A 14,188-nucleotide genomic window follows, 5' to 3' on the forward strand; every position below is an offset into this window, starting at 1 on the left:
TGTTTTTCAGAAAGGCGTATCGCCTTCGATGGTGGTCCGGTACAACTTGCGCCGCAGATGATCCGGCGTGCCGCCGGCAAGATGGATCAGCGAACGGTTGTCCCAGAACACCAGGTCGTGCGGCTGCCAGCGATGGCGATAGATGTTCTCGGCGCGCACGCTGTGCGCGAACAATTCGGCCAGCAGCGCGCGGCTTTCGTCTTCCGGCAAATCGACGATGCGCGTCGTGAAGCCTTCACTCACGAACAACGCGCGGCGGCCGTTTTCGGGGTGCGTACGCACCACCGGATGCACCACTTCCTGCACCTGCGCGATCTGCTGGGCGCTCAGGTTGGGGCGCCAGTTGCCTTCCTTCTGCAACTGCCCGTACTGCGCCAGATACGAATGCACGGCGCGCTTGCCCTCGATCGCGTTTCGCAACGCGGCGGGCAACGTGTCGTAGGCCAGATGCATGTTGGCGAACAAGGTGTCGCCGCCTTCGGCAGGCAGCTCCTGCGCGTGCAGCAGCGAACCCAGGCTGGGCAGTTCCTTGTACGAAATATCCGAATGCCAGTACTTGCCGGCGTCGCCCAAGCCGATCGGCTTGCCGTCTTCCACGATGTTGGAGACGATCAGGATTTCGGGGTGATCAGCCAGGTGGAATTGGTGCAGCACGTGGATCATCAAGCGGCCAAAACGGCGGCTGAAATCGATATGCTGCTGCGGCGTGATGCGCTGGTCGCGAAATACCAGCAAGTGATGGTCCAGATGCGCCTGATGCACGCGGGCGAAATCGGCCGCCGTCAGGTCTCGTGACAGGTCCAGGCCGATGATCTCGGCGCCCACGGGGCCGGGCAGGGGGCGCAGTTCAAAGGACTGCGCGTGGGGGACGGGGGCGGCGTCTACTTCGCGCCGCAAGGCGTTGCTCTGGGACATCGATCGCTCCGGTTCGCCTTGCGGCATGTCTGGAACGATCGATTATGGAAAGCGCGCCTTGTATCTCAAACGAAGTTATTGGCGTTTGAACAAAGCTTCACGTCATATAGAAAAGGCCGCGAGGGAAACCCCCGCGGCCTCATGCCCAACACCTATAAGCAAATAGCGCATCGGTGTTAAGCGCTGGTTTCCAATGCCGTCAGGCAGCCGGCAGATAGGCCTCGACGAGCTTCACCCAATACGTCGCGCCCACCGGCAGCAGGGCGTCATTGAAGTCGTAATTCGGGTTGTGCAACTGGCAAGGGCCCATGCCGTGATAGCTCTCCATCCGGTGATCGCCGTCGCCGTTGCCCAGGAACAGGTACGCGCCGGGGATCGCTTCCAGGAAGAAGGAAAAATCCTCTGCGCCCATGAACGGCGGCATGTCGCGCAGCACGTTCTCGGCGCCGAAGGTGTCTTCGGCGACCTTGGCCGCAAAGGCCGTTTCCTTTTCCCAGTTGACCAGCGGCGGATAGGCACGCACGAAGTCAAGTTCGCCCGTGCCGCCGTACACCTGGGGCAGGGTGGTGGCAATGCGCCGCATGTCCGCTTCGATCTTGTCCAGCGTTTCCACGGAATACGTGCGCACCGTGCCGCGCAGCACCGCTTCGCCCGGAATCACGTTGTAGGCGTCGCCGGCGTGGATCTGCGTGATCGACAGCACCGCCTGGTCCAGCGGGTTCTTGCTGCGCGAAATCACGGTCTGCAGGGCATGCACCATGTCGGCCGCCACGATGATGGGGTCGACCGATGCATGGGGCTGCGCCGCGTGGCCGCCCACGCCCTTGATGACGATGTCCCAGCGGTTGCTGGACGCCATCGTCGGCCCGGCGCGGAAGCCGAACTGGTTGACCGGCATGCCCGGCATGTTGTGGATGCCGAACACGGCATCACAAGGGAATTTGTCGAACAGTCCGTCCTGCATCATGGCGCGCGCGCCGGCATTACCGCCTTCTTCGGCAGGCTGGAAGATGAACACAACGGTGCCATCGAAATTGCGGTGCGTGGACAGGTATTGCGCCGCACCCAGCAGCATCGCCGTATGGCCGTCATGGCCACAGCCGTGCATCCGGCCGCTGATGGTGGACTTGTGCGCGAAACGGTTGTGCTCGGGCATGGGCAGCGCATCCATGTCGGCGCGCAGGCCGATGGTTGCCTTGCCGCTGCCGGCGCGTAACACGCCCACCACGCCGGTCTTGCCCAGCCCCGTGTGGACTTCCAGGCCCCATTCACGCAGGCGTTCGGCCACCAAGTTCGACGTGCGCGTCTCCTGGAAGGCCAATTCGGGATGGGCATGGATATCCCGGCGCAACGCGGTCAGTTCCGGATGCGCGCGTTCGATTTCGGCGATAGTTTTCATGGCATGGATAAAAAATGGAGTTCAGTGATGGCGAAAAACTTCACACGTAGGATGGGTGAAGCGCGGCAACATCCCAGCAAAAATATCAAGCTCCAGCGCGCGCAACCCATCAAGCAGCATTGAATCCTTAGCGAATTTCGCCACAACACAACCGTCGATTGATGGGTTGCGCGCGCTGGATCCTTGCGTTCTTACCCAGGGATTCTCGCGCTTCACCCATCCTACGTCCAGTGCCCACGCAACATCGACCAACCGTCCAATGGCCCTGCGAATGACGCCTACGCCGCATCATTCAAATGGCAGGCGCTGTGCTGGCCCGGTGCGATCTCGCGCAATAGCGGCCGTTCCGTCTTGCAGCGCGGCATGGCGTGTGGGCAACGCGGGTGGAATGCGCAACCGGTGGGCGGGTCCAGGGGCGACGGCAGTTCGCCCTTGATCGGCTGGTAGTTGCGCCGCCCCGGCGTCAGCGTCGGCAGTTCTTTCAGCAGCGCCTGCGTGTAGGGATGGTTGGCGCGCTGGAACACGGTGTCGGTGGGCGCAAGCTCCACCACGCGGCCCAGATACATGATGGCCACGCGGTCCGAGATGTGGCTGACCACGCTCAGGTTGTGGCTGATGAAGAGATACGTCAGGTCCAGATCGTCGCGCAGCTGTTCGAAGAGATTCAGCACCTGGGCCTGGATGGATACGTCCAGCGCGGCCACGGCCTCGTCGCAAACGATCACCGAGGGCTTCAGTGCCAAGGCCCGTGCGATGCCAATGCGCTGGCGCTGCCCGCCCGAGAATTGATGCGGATAGCGTTGCGCGAAAGCCGGGTCCAGCCCCACCTGACGCATCAGTCCCGCCACGTACTCCGCCTTGTCGCGCGCACGGATCAGGCCATGCGCCACCGGCGCCTCGCCGATGATCTCGCGCACCCGCATGCGTGGGTTAAGGGACGCGTACGGGTCCTGGAAGATCATCTGCACGCCCAGCTCGTAGGCGCGCCGTTCGGTGCCGGTCATGGCCTTCACCGCCTTGCCCTGGTAGTGCACGTCGCCTGACGAAGGCGGCAATATGCCCGACACGATGCGGCCCAACGTGGACTTTCCACAGCCGGATTCGCCAACAATGCCGATCACTTCGCCGCGCTGCACTTCCAGGTCCACACCGCCCACGGCGTGCACCACCTGCGTCTTCAGGCCCGCCCCCAGCAGGTTCGCAATGCGTCCGGCCAGGTCCACGGGCTGCACGAAGCGCAGTTCCACGCCTCGCAGGGACAGGATGGGGGCGGCCGCGCCGCGTTCTGCTGCGCTCATTTGATGTCTGGGTCTCCGGCATGCCAGCAGCGCACCCATTGCGCCGGGCGGACTTCAACAGGCTGCGGTTCGATCAGACAGGCGTCGGTGGCGCGCGGGCAACGCCCGCGGAACGCACAGCCCTGCGGCAGGTTCAAGAGCGACGGCGTCATGCCTGGAATGGGCACCAGCGGCCTGCCACGCGATTCCGGCGTGGGGATGGACGCAATGAGCCCATGCGTATACGGATGCATGGGATGGGTGATTACGTCGCGCGTGCTGCCGGTCTCGACAACGCGGCCGGCGTACATCACCGACACGCGGTCCGCCAGGCCCGCCACAACCGCCAGGTCGTGCGTGATCCAGATCAGGCCCGTGCCCGTCTCGCGGCACAGCTTCTGCACTTCAAAAAGGATCTGCCCCTGGATCGTCACGTCCAGCGCCGTCGTGGGCTCATCCGCGATGATCAGGCGGGGCGAATTCAACAGCGCGATGGCGATCGCTACGCGCTGCCGCATGCCGCCCGACAATTGGTGCGGATAGGTGCGCAGGCGTTCCTGCGGCGACGGGATGCCCACCATCGTCAGCGTCTGCAAGGCGCGCTGGCGTGCCTGTTCGCGCGACACCTTGTGGTGCGCCTGCACGGCCTCGATCATCTGCGTGTCCACACGCAGCACCGGATTCAGCGTCATCATCGGGTCCTGGAAGATCATCGCGATCTCCTGGCCCCGCAACTGGCGCCACCGCGCCGGCGTAGCGCCGCGCAGGTCTTCGCCGTTTAAGCGCAACTGGCCGTCCACGATGCGGCCCGGCTCGTCCAACAAGCCCATCAACGAGAATCCCGTGATGCTTTTCCCGGACCCCGATTCCCCCACCAGCCCCAGGATCTCGCCTTCGGCGAGCGTCAGGTCCACGCCGTCCACCGCCTTGACGATGCCGTTGCGCGTGAAGAAATGCGTCTTCAGGCCCTGCACTTGAAGAATGGTCGGCGGCGTGGCCAGCGGCTTGTCCACAACGGGCGTCTGCATCGCGTCCGCCCTCAATTCGCGTGGCGCGGGTTGAGCACATCGCGCAAGTGGTCGCCCACCAGGTTGATGGCGATGATGGCCAGCGCCAACGCGATGCCGGGAAAGAACGATATCCAGTACTGGCCCGACAACAGGTATTCGAACCCGTTGTAGATCAGCATGCCCAACGACGGTTCGGTCACGGGCACGCCTACGCCCAGGAACGACAACGTGGCCTCCAGCGCGATCGCGTGCGCCAGGTCGATCGTGGCGATCACGATGAGCGGCGGCATACAGTTGGGCAACACGTGGCGGAACAGCACGCGCCCCCAAGACAGGGACATGCAGCGCGCAGCCTCCACATACTCCTTGCCGCGTTCAACCAGCGCCGCGCCGCGCGCCGCGCGGGCGAAATACGCCCATTGCACGACGATCAGCGAGATGATCACCTTATCCACACCCTTGCCCAGAATCGCCAGCAACATCAGCGCCACGAGAATGGCGGGAAACGACAACTGGATATCCACAATCCGCATCAACAGCGCATCGATCCGACCGCCGAAATAGGCGGCGATCAATCCCACGGTGGCGCCGATGCCAAACGCCGCCAGCACCGACACAGTGGCCACCAGCAGGCTGGTGCGCATGCCGTAGAGGATGGCCGAAAACAGGTCGCGCGCTTGCCCGTCGGTGCCCAGCAGATAGTGCATGGAGCCGTCGCCGCTTTCGCTGCCCGGCTTGAGCTTGGAATCCATGATGTCCAGCGACGCCAGGTCATACGGATTCTGCGGCGCGATCCACGGCGCCAGCAAGGCGGCGCCCACGATCACGACAAGCATCACCAGGCCCAGCGTGGCCAGTTTGCTGGCGAAGAAATCCGATACGAAACGCCGCCAGGGCGTCTGTTCCTTGATGGCTGCGGCAGGCGCGGCAGCGGTGGCAGGGCTGTTCATCGGCGGCTATCCAAACGTACGCGGGGGTCCAGCACCGTGTAGATGATGTCCACCACCAGATTCAACATGACCAGGAAGAACACGATCAGCAGCAGATACGCGACCACCACCGGACGATCCAGGTTGATGATGGAATCGATCAGCAGCTTGCCCATCCCAGGCCACGAAAACACCGTTTCGGTCACGACGGCAAACGCCATCACCTGTCCGAACTCCAGCCCGGCGACGGTCACCACCGGAATCAGGATGTTCTTCAACAGATGCACGCCCAACACGCGCTTTTCCGACAGCCCCTTGGCCCGCGCGAACTTGATGTAGTCCATGGGCAGCGCCTCGCGCGTGGCCGCGCGGGTCACGCGAATGATCATCGCGCACTTGGCAAACGCGATGGTGGCGGCAGGCAAGGCAAGGCTCAGCCAACCGTTGAGCGTCAGCACGCTCAGTTCCAGCGAGCCGATGCTGACTGTCTTGCCGCGCCCGCCGGCCGGCACCCAGCCCAGTATCACGGCGAACACCATGATCAGCATCAGGCCGACCCAGAAGTTGGGCAGCGAAAACCCCAGCACCGAGCCCGTCATGATGGCGCGCGAGCCCGGCGCTTGCGGCTTGAGCCCCGCCAGGATGCCCAGCGGCACGCCGATCAGCACCGACAGCAGCATGGCCACACAGGCCAGCTCCACAGTGGCCGGCATGCGCTCCAGGATCAGGTGCATGGCCGGCTCGCCGGTCAGGAAACTGTTGCCGAAATCACCGCGCACCGCCTGGCCCATGAAGATCAGGTACTGCCGCCACAGTGGCTGGTCCAGGCCCAGCGATGCGCTGATCGCGGCGCGCTGCGCCTCGGTCGCCTCGGGGCTGGCCAGCATCGACACCGGATCGCCCACCATGTAGATGCCTGCAAAGACCAACGCCGACATGACGAGCATGACGACGATGGTTTGCAGCAGCCTTCTTACGATTGTTGCCAGCACTAGGGACCGCCCGCGTTGCGCGTTACTTCTTCAGGGTTGCGAACTGCGCAAGCGTGACCTGGTCGGGGCGGCCCTGATAACGGATGTCGCCCTTCATGGCCCAGACCGACAGCTCGAAGTGCACCGGCAGCATGGCGTAATCGTCCATCGCGATATTGCTGGCCTTCGCCAGCAGGTCGGCGCGCTTGGCATCGTCCATCGTGGACGAGGCTTCCTTCACCAGTTCATCCATCTTCGGGTTGGAATAGCGGCTGCGGTTGGTCGTGCCCAGGCCCGCTTCCGGATTGCGCGTCACCAGCAGGGAAGTCAGCGCGTTCGACATCTCGCCGCTGGTCACCGACCAGCCGGCCAGATAGGCCGAGAACGCGTAGCTGTCGCGATTCTTGAAGAACACCGGGGGCGCCATTGCATCCACGCTGGTCTTCACACCGATGCGGGTCCACATCGACGCGATGGCCTGCGCCACTTTCGAATCATTCACGTAGCGGCCCGAAGGGGAACCCAGCGTGATCGAAAACCCGTTGGGATAGCCCGCTTCCTTCAGCAAAGCCTTGGCCTTCTCAACATCGGCCTTCGGCGCCTTGGAATGTTCCTTGCTGGAGCCGACCATGGGGTAGGGCAGCAGGTTGCCGGCCGGCAGCGCCACCCCGCCCATTACGCGTTCGACCAGCGCGTCACGGTTGATGGCCAGCGACAGCGCTTCACGCACCCGCTTGTCCTTCATCGGATTCTTGTCCGTGCCCTGGATGCCGGGCGAAGGTTCCGCATACTGGTCCAGCGCCACGTACACGACGCGCACCGACGGCGTTTCCTCGACGTACAGCTTCTTGTCGCCCTTGAGCTTGGGCAGGTCGTCGGTGGGGGGATCTTCGATCATGTCCACGTCGCCGGCCAATAGTGCAGCCACGCGCGCGGCGGCATTGCTGATCGGGCGATAGACCACGCGGTCCCACTCGGGCTTCTTGCCCCAGTAATTGTCATTACGCGCCAGCACGAATTCCGCGCCGCGCTTCCACGACACGAACTTGTACGGGCCCGTTCCCACCAACCCATCGCCGCTGTTCAGTTCAGTGGTGGTCTTGCCTTCCGCCGCGGGGCCGGAGGCGGCCTTCTTCGACATGATGGGCAATTGCGCCAGGTTCACCAGCAGGTTCGGCGCGACTTCCTTGGTGGTGATGCGCACGGTCATCGGGTCGACCGCTTCCGTCTTGGCCACTGAACCCAGGTACAGCGTGAAGGGCGACGGGCTGTTCGGCACCTTGGGCACGCGATCATAGGTGAACACCACGTCTTCGGCGGTGAACGGCGTGCCGTCCGAAAACTTCACGCCAGGACGCAGCTTGAACGTCCAGACCTTGCCGTCCACGGTCCACGATTCCGCCAGCCCGGGCTGCGGCTTCAGTTGCGCGTCGGTAGCGACCAGCGTATCGAATATGGTTTGGGAGATCTGCGTATTCGGCGTCAGCGCGTGATACTGCGGATCCATCGATGAGGGCTCGGTCTTCAGGGCGATCACCAGATCGCGAGCCATTGCGGAACTGAATGTGCCAAAGGCCAACATCACCGCGGCTGAGCCGCAGGCCAAGACACGCGAAAACCGAGATGCCATCGTGATCTCCCAGAGTTGTTTCGGGTTTTGAACCTCTGGGGCACATTAACCAGCAAACAAGGAGCCGCGCAACAGTTATATTCCCCTATTGTTCTCGCATCTCCCCCGTTCAGATATGTCCGCTTACTCCCCCATTACCGCCATTGCCACCGCCCCCGGACGAGGCGGCATCGGCGTCGTGCGCGTTTCTGGTGCGGACCTGTCCGAATTGGTGCGCCGCCTGTTCCAGCGCGACCTCACGCCACGCCACGCGCACTACCTGCCGTTCAAATCGGTGGACGGCGAACTGCTGGACGAAGGCATCGCGATCTACTTCCGCGCCCCCCATTCCTATACCGGCGAAGACGTGCTGGAATTGCAAGGCCACGGCGGCCCGGCCGTGTTGCGGCGCGTGCTAGATAGCTGCCTTGCCGCCGGCCGCGACCTGGGCTTGCGCCTGGCCGAACCCGGCGAATTCACACGCCGCGCCTTCCTGAACGACCGGATGGACCTGGCCCAGGCCGAAGCCGTCGCGGACCTGATCGAAGCCTCGTCGGTGGCGGCCGCGCGCGGCGCGGTCGCCTCGTTGTCCGGCGAATTTTCGGCGCGCGTGAACGACCTGTCCGACCGCATCATCCATCTGCGCATGCTGGTTGAGGCGACACTGGATTTCCCCGAAGAAGAGATCGACTTTCTTGAGAAATATCAGGCTCGTCCGACCCTGGATGCGCTGACCGCGGACCTGTCCAACCTGATTGTGCAAGCGCGCCAGGGCGTCATCCTGCGCGAAGGCCTGCACGTGGTGCTGGCCGGCCAGCCCAACGTCGGAAAATCCAGCCTGCTCAACGCGCTGGCGGGCGACGATATCGCCATCGTCACGCCGATTGCGGGCACGACACGCGACAAAGTGGTGCAGGAAATCCATATCGACGGCGTACCGCTGCATATTGTGGACACGGCCGGCCTTCGGGAAACCGAAGACACCGTCGAAAGCATCGGCATTGCCCGCACCTGGCAAGAAATCGAACGCGCCGACGTCATCCTGCACTTGCAGGACGCCACCCAACCGGGCGACGAACTGGACGCGCAGATCACCGCGCGCCTGCCGCCGCGCACGCCGGTGCTGAAAGTGTTCAACAAGGTGGACCTGTTATCCACAGCTTTCACGCCGGCGCCGGGCGAACTGGGTATTTCCGCCAAGCGCGGCGCAGGCCTGGACGCGCTGCGCGCTGAACTGCTGAACATCGCGGGCTGGAACCCGGGCGCCGAATCGCCCTGGCTGGCGCGCGAACGCCACCTGCATGCCCTGCAGGACGCGGCCGAACATCTGGCACTTGCGGGCGAACACGCCGGCCAGGACGACCGGGTGCTGGACCTGTTCGCGGAAGAGCTTCGGCTGGCGCATGACAGCCTGTCCAGCATCACCGGAAAGTTCACCAGCGACGATCTGCTGGGCGAAATTTTTTCCAGCTTCTGCATCGGAAAATAAGGTGATACGGCTTGCCACGCCCGACGACGTTCCCGTTATTGAACGGATCGTCGCGGATGCCTACACGCCGTACATCGCGCGCATTGGCGCCGCGCCCGGCCCCATGCGTGACGATTACGCAGCGCGTGTCGCAGAAGGCGTGGTGCATGTCTTGCAGGAAGACGGCGCCATTCAGGCTGTGCTGGTCTTGATCCCCGAGCCGGGCTGTTTGCTGCTGGACAACATCGCGGTCTCGCCCTCTGCGCAAGGCAAGGGATATGGCCGCATCCTGATGCAGTACGCGGAAAATGTCGCACGCCTGGCAGGGTACTCCAGCATCCGCTTGTACACGCAAGAGAAGATGACGGAGAACATCGCCATCTATCTGCGATACGGCTACGTGGAAACGCACCGCGCAAAAGAGCTGGGTTTGCATCGCGTCTTCATGACCAAGCCCCTGCGCCAACAAGCGCAACCTGAATAAAAGCGAGTCTTTACTCGCTTTTAATTTTGGTGCCTTCGGATACGGCTTGCTGCGCGCGGCGGTTGTTCGCCAGTGATTTCGCATACACCGATTCCGGCCGTATGCGATGCGCAATCACGTAGCCGGTGATGCACGCGAGCATCAGCGGCAGCATCACTTCATAGCTCAGCGTCATCTCGAAAATCATCAGGATCGACATCAGCGGCGCATAGGTCGTTGCGGCCAACAGCGCCCCCATTCCCACGACGGCATAGCTGGAAATCGCCGACACGTCGCCCGCCGGCAGCACGGCCTGCAGCCCGCTTGCGTAAAGCGCGCCCAGCGCCGCGCCCACAAACAGCGTCGGCGTGAACACGCCGCCCACCGCCCCCGACCCCACGCTTGCGCCCGTGGCCAGGATCTTCATCAGCAGGATGGCGGCCACCGCCTGCCATGCCCACGGGGTGTGCAGCAAGCTGTTGACGACGCTATAGCCGTTGCCCCAGACCTCGGGGTTCAGCACCGACAGCGCACCGACGACCAATCCCCCCAGCGCCATGCGGATCCAAAGGGGGAAGGGCAGCCGAGAAAAGGCGGCGCGCGACACGTCCAGGAAACGCAGGAATTGCGGCGCGACCAGGCCGGCGGCCACGCCCAGCCCCAGGTAGTTCACGACTTCCCAACCGGACACGAATTCGAAGTGCGGCATATGGAACACCGCGTCGTAGTGCAGGATCTGGCGCGTGACGATGTTGGCCACCACCGATGACACCACCAGCGGCACCAGCGTGGCCGACGAAATCACGCCAAAGACGATTTCCGAGATGAACAGCGCGCCCGCGATCGGCGCGTTATAGGCGGATGTGATGCCCGCCGTGGCCCCGCAGGCCACCAATAGCCGCAAATGGCGGGGCGGCAACAGCAGGAATCGCCCGGTCAGCGAGGAAAACATGGCCGCCAACTGCACCATCGGGCCTTCCCGGCCAATGGAGGCGCCCGAGCTGATGGAAAAAATGGACGACAGGCTGCGCGCAAGCGTCTGGCGCAGGCCGATGACGCCCCGGCCGACCGATATCGCTTCCATATAGTCTGCCGCGCCCCGTTTCGGCAGCCATCTTGCAGCCATTTGCAGCACAACGCCGGCTATCGCACCGCCAACAGCGGGCATCAGCAAACGCTGCCAGGGGTCCAGGCCACGGGCCAACGACACCATGCCGTGGGGAACGTCTTCCCCGGCCAGCAACATTTGTGTCCATCCCAGCAGTTCCCGGAACACCACCGTCGCCAACGCGCCGAACAGTCCCATCAGTGCCGCCGCGCACAAGGTTGCGGGCAGGTTGTCGGCCAATAGACGGCTTCTCAAGCCCTTCGCCCAGCCCAACTTCCTGATTCTGATTTCTGTAGCCATGGCCGGATTCTACGGCGGAAGTTGCTCACTTTTTGTTCAGTCCCCTGTCAAGAAAGCCCGGTGATGGCCCCTCGAATCCCTGGTTTCGCGATCGCCTCAGAGGGCGTTTTTGGGCCTCTGCAAGGGCAAAAAACCGGGTAGGCAACAGGCGGTTTTTCGGGGTAAAAGTGCCGCTTTCCCACCCCGTTTCCAGAAATCGCCCTGTGGATAACTCCTAAGTAGCCAGGTTGTGCACATTGTGTGGAGGCAAGTTGAACAAGCGGGGGTTTTTGGGGGTGGCCGAAATGTTGTCCAACTTCAACTTTTTTCCCACACAGAGTTCTTGCACAGGCAAAAACGGCTGCAAGCTGATGAAAAGAATGAGGTTTTCAAGGTTAAGGTAGTTATCCACAGGCCTTATTAATCATTAGTCTTTATATAAAGAGAAATAAAGGAAAAGCCAAACATGCTTTCCCATTCCGCCCAGCCACTCCCCCCCGGACTCCGTCCATGCGCATCCTCCTGATAGAAGACGAAGCCGAACTTGCCCGTTGGCTTTCCAGAAGCCTGGCCAGACATGCGGGCTTTGTCGTTGAATGGGCTGACGACGGACTTGTCGCCGAAAGAAGGTTGGCAATCGAAGAATTCGATGCGGTCATCCTCGATTTGGGACTTCCCGGCATGGATGGCCACACTTTGCTGGCGAAGATTCGCGCGCGAGACGACCGTACGCCGGTCCTGGTCTTGACCGCGCGCGATTCACTAGCCGAAAGAATCGGAACACTTCACCAGGGAGCGGACGATTTCCTGCCGAAACCGTTTGTTGTGGAAGAGTTGGAAGCGCGTTTGATCGCACTGATTCGGCGCAGCCGTGGACGCGAACATCCGCGTTTGGCTCTGGGAAACCTGGTTTTCGAGTCTGCAGCGCAAAAATTCACGGTCTCGGGACAGACTTTGCAGTTATCCCCACGTGAACACGCGGTACTTCGGGTGTTGATCCAGAAAAGTGGCGAACCCATCAACAAGCAGCAGATCCTTGACCGCATCCTGACCGACGATGCGGACATCAACCTGGAAGCCATCGAGGTCCTGGTTCACCGTTTGCGCAAAAAATTGGCGGAAACCGGTGTGCAGATCGTGACCATGCGAGGCATGGGCTACTGCCTGGAGAACCTTGTTGACAACTAGAAGTCCAAAAAAAATCGCTTTTTTCGCCGCAAAAAAACGTAATCGGACGCTGAAAACGCAGTTGCTCTGGTGGCTGATCCCCACCCTGGTATTCGTGATGATGGCTGCGCTGTGGCTGTCGAACCACCAGCTGCGCAACCAGGTCGACATTGCCTACGACCGCTCGCTCTCCGGCGCGCTTCGCGCGATCGACCACAACATATCCACAGCCAGCGGTGGATTAGCCATGGAACAGCCCTACCTGATGCTGGAATTTTTCGAGCTGACGGCCAATGGCAGCGTGTTCTACCGAGTGGCCACCGAGGACGGGCTGGCGGAAATCGGGCATCCGGAGCTGCCCATGCCGGACCAACCGCTTGTGTCTGGCGAACCGCGCTTTTTCTACGCAACCTATCAAGGGGCGCCCGTCAGGGTTGCGGCGCTGGCGCGCCCGATGGATCCCCCGCTGTACGCGAATAAAGGGGGACGCGTTATCGTGCAGGTCGCCGAGGGCCTGGAAAGCCGGCAGGCCTTCCTGCACAAGGTGCTGGTGCGCTCGGTAGAGCGCGACCTGGCGGTGATCCTCATCAGCGTGCTGGTGATCATCCTGGGAGTTTTCATGGCCCTGCGCCCCCTTGTCCGGCTGCGCCAAGAGGTGGAAGGGCGTTCTGGAGACGATTTAAGCCCCGTCAGCGCGTCGGAGATGCCAGGTGAGGTCCTGCCCCTGGTTGCGGCAGTAAACCTCCACATGGCCCGTTTTGCGGCTCAGGCGAGGGTGCAGAGCCAGTTCCTGGACGACGCCTCCCATCAATTGCGCACCCCGTTGTCGGTTTTGCGGACCCAGACGGCCTATGCCTTGCGCGAAACAGACCCCCAGGAGGTCCGTACAGCCCTTCTGGCGATGCAAGAGGGGTTGGACAGGGCCGTGCGCACCACCAACCAGATGCTCGCTCTGGCGCGCGCTAAGGACGCTTCCCTGGCCGAAGGCGGGTTCACCGCCGAAATGGTCGACCTGGTGGACCTGGCCGACGGGGTGATCCGGGGCTTGTTGCCCACCGCCCGTGCCCGCCAGCTGGACATCGGCCTGGAGGCGGCGGTTCGCCCGGTCCTGGTCAGCGGCACCGAGTGGCTGCTGCGCGAAGCCGCCGCCAACCTGGTCGACAACGCCATCCGCTACGCCTCGCCGGCGGGCGAGGTCACGGTGACCGTGCAGGCAGGCGACGGCCTGGCCCGCCTGATCGTCGAAGACGATGGTCCCGGCATGTCGGCCGAGGACATCGCCCGGGCCTGCGTCCGCTTTCGGCGAGGCGCGGCAGGCAAGAACAAGCCCGGCGCAGGCCTGGGGTTGGCCATCGTGGGCACTATCGCCGATATCCTGGGGGCCAGGCTGGTCCTGGAGAACCGCGCCCCCTTGCCCGGGCTGCGGGCGGCGTTGGTGTTTTCCCTTGAACCCATGCCGGATGCTGCGCCGCATCACGAAAACGGCCGGTTTTGAAAGGTGTTGGAAAGCTTCGGTTTTGTACGGTAGCGTCCGCTGGGCCCGATCAGGCGTCACCGCGCCGCTCGACGACCCAGCCAGACCAAGACCTATAA

At 62.9% G+C, this 14,188-nt stretch carries 12 protein-coding genes; 4 read left to right on the forward strand and 8 right to left on the reverse strand.

Annotated elements, in window-relative coordinates; translation table 11 throughout:
* Positions 1-6 precede the first annotated feature (6 nt).
* The 7 genes from AC27VE_RS02455 to AC27VE_RS02485 form a co-directional block, all read right to left on the reverse strand.
* A complete protein-coding gene (locus AC27VE_RS02455; RefSeq protein WP_315140104.1) occupies positions 7-915 on the reverse strand; it encodes a TauD/TfdA dioxygenase family protein in 909 nt (302 codons plus the stop codon).
* A gap of 199 nt (positions 916-1,114) precedes the next feature.
* Positions 1,115-2,314 (reverse strand): M20 aminoacylase family protein, encoded by a 1,200-nt coding sequence (locus tag AC27VE_RS02460; RefSeq protein ID WP_088589888.1) that lies wholly within the window; start codon positions 2,312-2,314, stop codon positions 1,115-1,117.
* 278 nt (positions 2,315-2,592) lie between these two features.
* Entirely contained in the window at positions 2,593-3,612 is a 1,020-nt protein-coding gene (locus AC27VE_RS02465; protein WP_488702960.1) for an ABC transporter ATP-binding protein, read from the reverse strand.
* Complete coding sequence (locus tag AC27VE_RS02470) at positions 3,609-4,619, reverse strand: ABC transporter ATP-binding protein (protein ID WP_006228058.1); 1,011 nt, start codon at positions 4,617-4,619, stop codon at positions 3,609-3,611. The genes AC27VE_RS02465 and AC27VE_RS02470 overlap by 4 nt, the downstream gene beginning before the upstream one ends.
* 11 nt (positions 4,620-4,630) lie before the next feature.
* Positions 4,631-5,551, reverse strand: a complete 921-nt coding sequence (locus AC27VE_RS02475) for an ABC transporter permease (RefSeq protein WP_488702961.1) — start codon at positions 5,549-5,551, stop codon at positions 4,631-4,633.
* Entirely contained in the window at positions 5,548-6,522 is a 975-nt protein-coding gene (locus AC27VE_RS02480) for an ABC transporter permease (RefSeq protein WP_006228056.1), read from the reverse strand. The genes AC27VE_RS02475 and AC27VE_RS02480 overlap by 4 nt, the downstream gene beginning before the upstream one ends.
* 22 nt (positions 6,523-6,544) lie before the next feature.
* Entirely contained in the window at positions 6,545-8,131 is a 1,587-nt protein-coding gene (locus tag AC27VE_RS02485) for an ABC transporter substrate-binding protein (RefSeq protein WP_035214317.1), read from the reverse strand.
* A gap of 115 nt (positions 8,132-8,246) precedes the next feature.
* Here AC27VE_RS02485 and mnmE point away from each other — a divergent pair, with 115 nt between their 5' ends.
* Positions 8,247-9,599 (forward strand): tRNA uridine-5-carboxymethylaminomethyl(34) synthesis GTPase MnmE, encoded by a 1,353-nt coding sequence (gene mnmE / locus AC27VE_RS02490; protein WP_488702962.1) that lies wholly within the window; start codon positions 8,247-8,249, stop codon positions 9,597-9,599.
* Position 9,600: 1 nt separating this feature from the next.
* Entirely contained in the window at positions 9,601-10,062 is a 462-nt protein-coding gene (locus AC27VE_RS02495; RefSeq protein WP_488702963.1) for a GNAT family N-acetyltransferase, read from the forward strand.
* A 10-nt stretch (positions 10,063-10,072) separates the two neighbouring features.
* Here AC27VE_RS02495 and AC27VE_RS02500 read toward each other — a convergent pair whose 3' ends face one another.
* Entirely contained in the window at positions 10,073-11,449 is a 1,377-nt protein-coding gene (locus tag AC27VE_RS02500; RefSeq protein WP_488702964.1) for a ClcB-like voltage-gated chloride channel protein, read from the reverse strand.
* Positions 11,450-11,938: 489 nt separating this feature from the next.
* On the opposite strand from AC27VE_RS02500, the gene AC27VE_RS02505 reads away from it, so the two are divergent.
* Positions 11,939-12,616: a response regulator gene (locus AC27VE_RS02505; protein WP_088589892.1), complete on the forward strand. Its 678-nt coding sequence runs from the start codon at positions 11,939-11,941 to the stop codon at positions 12,614-12,616.
* On the forward strand, positions 12,606-14,090 hold the full coding sequence (locus AC27VE_RS02510) for a sensor histidine kinase (RefSeq protein WP_488702965.1): 1,485 nt from the start codon (positions 12,606-12,608) through the stop codon (positions 14,088-14,090). The genes AC27VE_RS02505 and AC27VE_RS02510 overlap by 11 nt, the downstream gene beginning before the upstream one ends.
* The last annotated feature ends 98 nt before the right edge of the window (positions 14,091-14,188 follow it).

The organism is Achromobacter sp. 18P8.1.1, assembly GCF_057799415.1.

Bases quoted from the DNA above. Each gene is read 5' to 3' on its own strand.
- AC27VE_RS02470 (WP_006228058.1), bottom strand. From the start codon at position 4,619: ATGCAGACGCCCGTTGTGGACAAGCCGCTGGCCACGCCGCCGACCATT.
- AC27VE_RS02455 (WP_315140104.1), bottom strand. From the start codon at position 915: ATGTCCCAGAGCAACGCCTTGCGGCGCGAAGTAGACGCCGCCCCCGTC.
- AC27VE_RS02485 (WP_035214317.1), bottom strand. From the start codon at position 8,131: ATGGCATCTCGGTTTTCGCGTGTCTTGGCCTGCGGCTCAGCCGCGGTG.
- AC27VE_RS02505 (WP_088589892.1), top strand. From the start codon at position 11,939: ATGCGCATCCTCCTGATAGAAGACGAAGCCGAACTTGCCCGTTGGCTT.
- AC27VE_RS02465 (WP_488702960.1), bottom strand. From the start codon at position 3,612: ATGAGCGCAGCAGAACGCGGCGCGGCCGCCCCCATCCTGTCCCTGCGA.
- AC27VE_RS02500 (WP_488702964.1), bottom strand. From the start codon at position 11,449: ATGGCTACAGAAATCAGAATCAGGAAGTTGGGCTGGGCGAAGGGCTTG.
- mnmE (WP_488702962.1), top strand. From the start codon at position 8,247: ATGTCCGCTTACTCCCCCATTACCGCCATTGCCACCGCCCCCGGACGA.
- AC27VE_RS02460 (WP_088589888.1), bottom strand. From the start codon at position 2,314: ATGAAAACTATCGCCGAAATCGAACGCGCGCATCCGGAACTGACCGCG.
- AC27VE_RS02475 (WP_488702961.1), bottom strand. From the start codon at position 5,551: ATGAACAGCCCTGCCACCGCTGCCGCGCCTGCCGCAGCCATCAAGGAA.